The organism is Nodularia harveyana UHCC-0300 (assembly GCF_034931085.1).
In the GTDB taxonomy this organism is placed as follows: Bacteria; Cyanobacteriota; Cyanobacteriia; order Cyanobacteriales; family Nostocaceae; genus Nodularia; species Nodularia harveyana.
This window is the reverse complement of the sequence record NZ_JAYGHG010000064.1, coordinates 1-4471: the sequence shown is the minus strand read 5'-3', so window position 1 is coordinate 4471 and position 4471 is coordinate 1. Positions and strand designations below refer to the sequence as shown.

Below are 4471 nucleotides of genomic sequence, written 5' to 3'. Positions count from 1 at the left end.
GACAGTAAAACTACGAGTGGTACTGTAGAAGGAATTAATAATAAACTCAAGTTAATTAAAAGGCTGGGATATGGCTTCCGTAACTTCAGCAATTTTAGGTTACGCAGTTTATTAAACTGGCATTTTACTATTAATTCTCCATAAAAGTAACCGAAGAACCTTTATTCTTTTATTCAGAATAGCCGGAAAGTGACAGAAGAGGGGTAAAAATCTCTGGAGCGCAATGGAATCAATCTAATGTCTCTCAAGTCCTCATGCATCGCTGTGCTTATCTTAATGACACGCTTTAGGTGCTGTTAGTTCTTTTGTTCTAACAAAGTTGAGATGCTCTCAATTTATCGGACTAGAGACAACCGAGCTTGGTGTAAAGAACGAGGAATTAGAATTAGTGGTCCACCATTAGGAAGACCACCAAAAAATGTTAGCCAAGAACAAAAGAAACAAGCCGCTGATGATGAGCGGATTCGTAACTCTATTGAGGGTAAATTTGGACAGGGTAAACGCAGATTTACCCAGGGTAGAGTCATGGCTAAACTGCCTCATACTTCTTTAACTTCTATTGCCATAACTTTTTTAGTCATGAATCTTTCCACCCTGTTATTACGGCTTTTTTGGGGATTTCTATGTCAATTTTTCAAAATTACGTCTTTTTCCCTGGTTCCTATGAATAAAATTGATGAATTAGGCAGTTTTAGACAACGAAAACTTATCTTTATTCCTGCCTGACTACCCACTCAATTCTCCTCAAGTTTTTTCTCGACTTTTTCAGCAAGCCCTACTTATCCACCTCCAAATATGCATTTCTCATAGCCGCCCATTGGTCAGAGCTAGTCGCTTCAATTTCAGCCTTTCGCTGCTGCACTTCGCGGTTATCTTGCTCTGTACGCTCGCAACTTCCTGGCATCGCCATTTTTTGAGATATAGCCTTGAGGTTGATGAACTTTTGCTGTGTGGACTGTCGCCAGTCCTCGCGGCTGATACGGTCTAATTCCTGACAAATTGCCGCCGTTAGCCTCATGTCTATGTTTCCCTCTAGGTGTAGCCAGTTCACACCAGCGTTACAGCCTGGAGCCTGACAAATCGGCAAGCGATCGCGGTTGGAGTTGTAGCCACGAATTACCATAGCTGCCAGTCTGGATCTCACAATTCCCGTGTCCTCGCAGCAGAAGCAGCGCCAGGACGGTTGCCAAATTTCTTTTTGATATCCCGGCTGGTCTTCATCGCGGATTGGTTCTGGGGGAAGTTCAGGTAATTTCATATTTCATTCCCCCAAATTAAGTTGTGAGAGTTAGCCCACTGATAAAATTCCTTGCGCTGCTTATCTAAACTGCCATCTTCAAAAATGAACCCCGCGAACCCAAGGGAGCGAATTTTATCTAGCCACTCTTGGCGGCGGGGGTCACTTTCCCATTTGGAACCACGAACCACACCCCGAAGTTTTTCCCACTGCGCTCGCAATTCGTCAAAGTTCTTCTCAATCCATTTGAGTGGTAATTGCACTGGCGGATTTTTCAGTTCTGCTGCTTTCTTCTTACCAAAATCTAAAAAATTCTCTCTCTCGTTCTCTGAGAGAGAGTTGATAAATAGTTGATAAGAAGTTGTTAATAAATCTGGGGAATCGCCGAACTGCCCATTCTCCAAAGCATCTGGCGATTTTGATTCCGCGATTGCGGACTCAGTTTCCGCGATTGCGGACTCAGTTTCCGCGATTGCGGACTCAGTTTCCGCGATTGCGGACTCCATTCCGCATTCGCGGAATGACTCGCTTATTGACAATGAAACTACAATTCCTTGGGGGGCCTCCCAGTTAATCGAGCCTTCCTCTCGTAGTCGGCTAATGGCGTTGTAGAATGCAGTTTTTTGGATGCCTAATTCTTTACAAACTTTTTGATGCTCTAGACGGATTTTCCAACCGGGTCTGCATCTGATAAGAATGTAGAAGTGAACTAAACCTTTCGCAGTTAGATCGCCACCTTGATATTTGGCGATCGCATCACTGAGGGTCAGCCGATAATGCTGTTCCATATTTCAAACCTATGTTTTTTGTGGCCTTGATGCACGGCAATGCACCAGGGCTGTTTTATTTGGTGTAAACTTGAATTAATCAAACAAACTTGCAGATTAATTTGATTAACCTAGTAGTTGGATAATATCACTTTTATACAATTACTGGCGTGTATTTTGGGAAAAAAAGCTTTATGATTCATCAGCTTTTCAAGCAGGCTCAGGATTTATACGGCATTAAAGGGAAGGAATTAGCGAAGCTTGCTGGAATAAGCGCTAATCATTTATCAGATTTTAGGTCTGGTAAAACTTGGCTTAGTCCAGAAGTTTTAATGTCTTTGTTGGCGGCAATGGATGAGTTAGCCCCAGGTTCGCGCCGCTACTTTTGCCAGCTCCTAGCAGAGCAACCTGTACCCACCAAAAAACCTACTGTGGGAGAAAAGCTAGTTGAACTGATTGAATTGGCTGACGATGAGGAAATGGAAGCGGCGATGATTGCCATCGGTCGCAAGTGGAAGCGAACGCGCCTCGGTCGCTTCCATGCTGAAGATGTTGACAATGCGATCGCAGTTTAAACCATTGGTAATAAATAGAAACGTTAGCACCCAACCCAGTTTCATACTAAGAATGCTGAAAATGGATCGCAGTATGTATAAGGAAAAACAATTAACACTGCGACTGCTCGTAAACTGGGAGAAAGGGCGATAGATAAGTTGGCATTGAGCTGATATAGCTGCATATTCGGAAATTAAGGCTCTTAACGATTATCCTGCTTAGGTTTGGTCATTTGCTACTTCTTTGTACTTAACACCGTTATAGACAACGAAAAATTAAGCCTTTTCAGATATTATTTCCGTTCTCGTTGATATCTCGGCTCTATGCCGACACTCAATCACATTCGCGCAATCGTCAAAGTTTTTTATAAGTAGTTCGGGAAGTTCCCAGTTTTGCACCCAGTTTTTTCGGGGGTATTTTGGGGTAAATTTTCGCTGGCAGATATATTTCAAAGCCTAGAATCTTTATATGGTAAATGTCGCAGGTGTCGCTATCCAGTTACGTTTCACAGTTAAACCTGACTGGCGACAGAATTTTGAGGGATTTTTCAGCTGTCACGCGGCTGTAACCCTGATGGTTTCGTTCGTGGCGATAGCGTTAGGTAACTTAGGTTTCAAAGATTTTTTGCAGATACGTTTCAAAGCTACTCCTTAAGTTTTCCAGCGCTAATCAGTTCTTGGCGTATCATCTCAGTCAGTTTCTTACTCATATCAGTGCCTAATTCAGCGCACAACGCCTTAAATAGCCGTCTGTAATCTTCTGGTATTGAAACTCTCACTTGTACTAAATCCTTGTCTGAATTGGGTTTCATTGTGGCTGATGGATGGATGTTTGTGGCTATATAGGATTCTATTGCTATTCAGCCACTTCTGATAAGTAATGTCTATATATCCATCAAAGCCATAATAGCCACTATAGGCTAGAATGCTAACAGATGAATTACATCTGTAACTGCCTATATGGTCAACCAAGTAAAAAAGGACTACTACAGACAAGCTTTTGAGGCCATCAGTGGCACTTTGTCAGATCGTCGTTGGAGACAGATTAGGAATGAGTTGGAGCGCTCCGGTGTAACTATCAACCTCAAATCAGTGCAATCTTACGCCCAACTGAAAGCTTCCTACCCCAGGACGGTGCTAACAAAGCAGTCACTCACAGCCTATGAAAATTTCCTGAATAAGTATTCAAGCTATCAGGAATTTACAGGAGAAATGATACTTTCAATACTTCGTCAAATCAAGCCGAATGTAACCAAGAGGATGCTGATAAATGCTTGGTATAAAGCTGGGTTACAGTTTGGCAAACATTCTGTATATAGCTATTCGCAAGCTTGCAGAATTGTATTTTTTACAGCAATTACTCGAAATAAATAGGAGCATTCAAAATGAAAGAACTCAAGAACAAAGTAGACTCTATCCGCCGAACTCTCAAGGCTAAGGGTATTAATGAAGTAACAGCCACCCAGATAGAGGCTAAAATTTTAGAACTTTGTCCAGACTTCCCAGATGATTGGTGTTCTGACATTCGGACAGAAGTAATTAATAGTTTAGTCGTATCCGCTCAATAGTTCGGGGGAAGGGGTTATTCGGGCATCCATGACCAACCCAAGGGATTGAGAACAGATTTTTCGCGAATAATAGACCCCAAAGATGGAATATCCCCAAGCTGAGAAATGCGGTCACGCACATACTCAAAAAAGCTGATTCCCAATTTACGAGTAGTGGCAACAAGAGACATAAAAGTATCCCAAGCATGAGTACCCTCAAGAGTCTGAGTGGCATAACTAATACAGCACTTACGTCTGTAATGAGGTACACTAGATTAAAATATAAATATTTTTAAATGAAGTCATACTCTGTCGATCTTAGAGAAAAAATAGTTGCAGCACATCTTGAGAAAAACATCTCAATTA

General features: G+C 42.0%; 8 protein-coding genes and 1 pseudogene. 5 read left to right on the top strand and 4 right to left on the bottom strand.

The annotated features are described in order from the left end of the window. Together VB620_RS20760 and VB620_RS20755 are read left to right on the top strand one after the other, a co-directional pair. Window positions 1–144: transposase (locus VB620_RS20760; protein ID WP_323198051.1), on the top strand; the 144-nt coding region annotated here is incomplete at its 5' end. Between the two features lie 174 nt (window positions 145–318). Further along, window positions 319–726: pseudogene (locus tag VB620_RS20755) on the top strand (transposase); the annotation flags it as partial. A gap of 49 nt (window positions 727–775) precedes the next feature. Here VB620_RS20755 and VB620_RS20750 read toward each other — a convergent pair. Then, window positions 776–1258 carry a hypothetical protein gene (locus VB620_RS20750; RefSeq protein WP_323198050.1) on the bottom strand — a complete coding sequence of 161 codons (483 nt, stop codon included), beginning with the start codon at window positions 1256–1258 and terminating at the stop codon, window positions 776–778. Further along, window positions 1255–2025, bottom strand: coding sequence for a hypothetical protein (locus VB620_RS20745; RefSeq protein ID WP_323198049.1), 771 nt, complete (start codon window positions 2023–2025; stop codon window positions 1255–1257). Before VB620_RS20745 ends, VB620_RS20750 begins: the two co-directional genes overlap by 4 nt. A gap of 173 nt (window positions 2026–2198) precedes the next feature. On the opposite strand from VB620_RS20745, the gene VB620_RS20740 reads away from it, so the two are divergent. Beyond that, window positions 2199–2579: a helix-turn-helix domain-containing protein gene (locus tag VB620_RS20740; RefSeq protein WP_323198048.1), complete on the top strand. Its 381-nt coding sequence runs from the start codon at window positions 2199–2201 to the stop codon at window positions 2577–2579. Between the two features lie 623 nt (window positions 2580–3202). Here VB620_RS20740 and VB620_RS20735 read toward each other — a convergent pair. Continuing rightward, on the bottom strand, window positions 3203–3370 hold the full coding sequence (locus VB620_RS20735; RefSeq protein ID WP_323198047.1) for a hypothetical protein: 168 nt from the start codon (window positions 3368–3370) through the stop codon (window positions 3203–3205). A 148-nt stretch (window positions 3371–3518) separates the two neighbouring features. On the opposite strand from VB620_RS20735, the gene VB620_RS20730 reads away from it, so the two are divergent. Both VB620_RS20730 and VB620_RS20725 read left to right on the top strand, forming a co-directional pair. Continuing rightward, a complete protein-coding gene (locus VB620_RS20730; protein WP_323198046.1) occupies window positions 3519–3932 on the top strand; it encodes a hypothetical protein in 414 nt (137 codons plus the stop codon). An 11-nt stretch (window positions 3933–3943) separates the two neighbouring features. After that, the gene (locus VB620_RS20725) at window positions 3944–4126 is read left to right on the top strand and encodes a hypothetical protein (protein WP_323198045.1); all 183 of its coding nucleotides are present in this window, start codon (window positions 3944–3946) and stop codon (window positions 4124–4126) included. Between the two features lie 14 nt (window positions 4127–4140). Here the strand turns inward: VB620_RS20725 and VB620_RS20720 are convergent, their stop codons facing one another. Further along, window positions 4141–4296: a hypothetical protein gene (locus VB620_RS20720; RefSeq protein ID WP_323198044.1), complete on the bottom strand. Its 156-nt coding sequence runs from the start codon at window positions 4294–4296 to the stop codon at window positions 4141–4143. Between the last annotated feature and the right edge of the window lie 175 nt (window positions 4297–4471).

Coding starts and splice junctions, on each gene's coding strand:
- VB620_RS20750 (WP_323198050.1), bottom strand. CDS start 1,258: ATGAAATTACCTGAACTTCCCCCAGAACCAATCCGCGATGAAGACCAG.
- VB620_RS20745 (WP_323198049.1), bottom strand. CDS start 2,025: ATGGAACAGCATTATCGGCTGACCCTCAGTGATGCGATCGCCAAATAT.
- VB620_RS20740 (WP_323198048.1), top strand. CDS start 2,199: ATGATTCATCAGCTTTTCAAGCAGGCTCAGGATTTATACGGCATTAAA.
- VB620_RS20735 (WP_323198047.1), bottom strand. CDS start 3,370: ATGAAACCCAATTCAGACAAGGATTTAGTACAAGTGAGAGTTTCAATA.
- VB620_RS20730 (WP_323198046.1), top strand. CDS start 3,519: ATGGTCAACCAAGTAAAAAAGGACTACTACAGACAAGCTTTTGAGGCC.
- VB620_RS20725 (WP_323198045.1), top strand. CDS start 3,944: ATGAAAGAACTCAAGAACAAAGTAGACTCTATCCGCCGAACTCTCAAG.
- VB620_RS20720 (WP_323198044.1), bottom strand. CDS start 4,296: ATGTCTCTTGTTGCCACTACTCGTAAATTGGGAATCAGCTTTTTTGAG.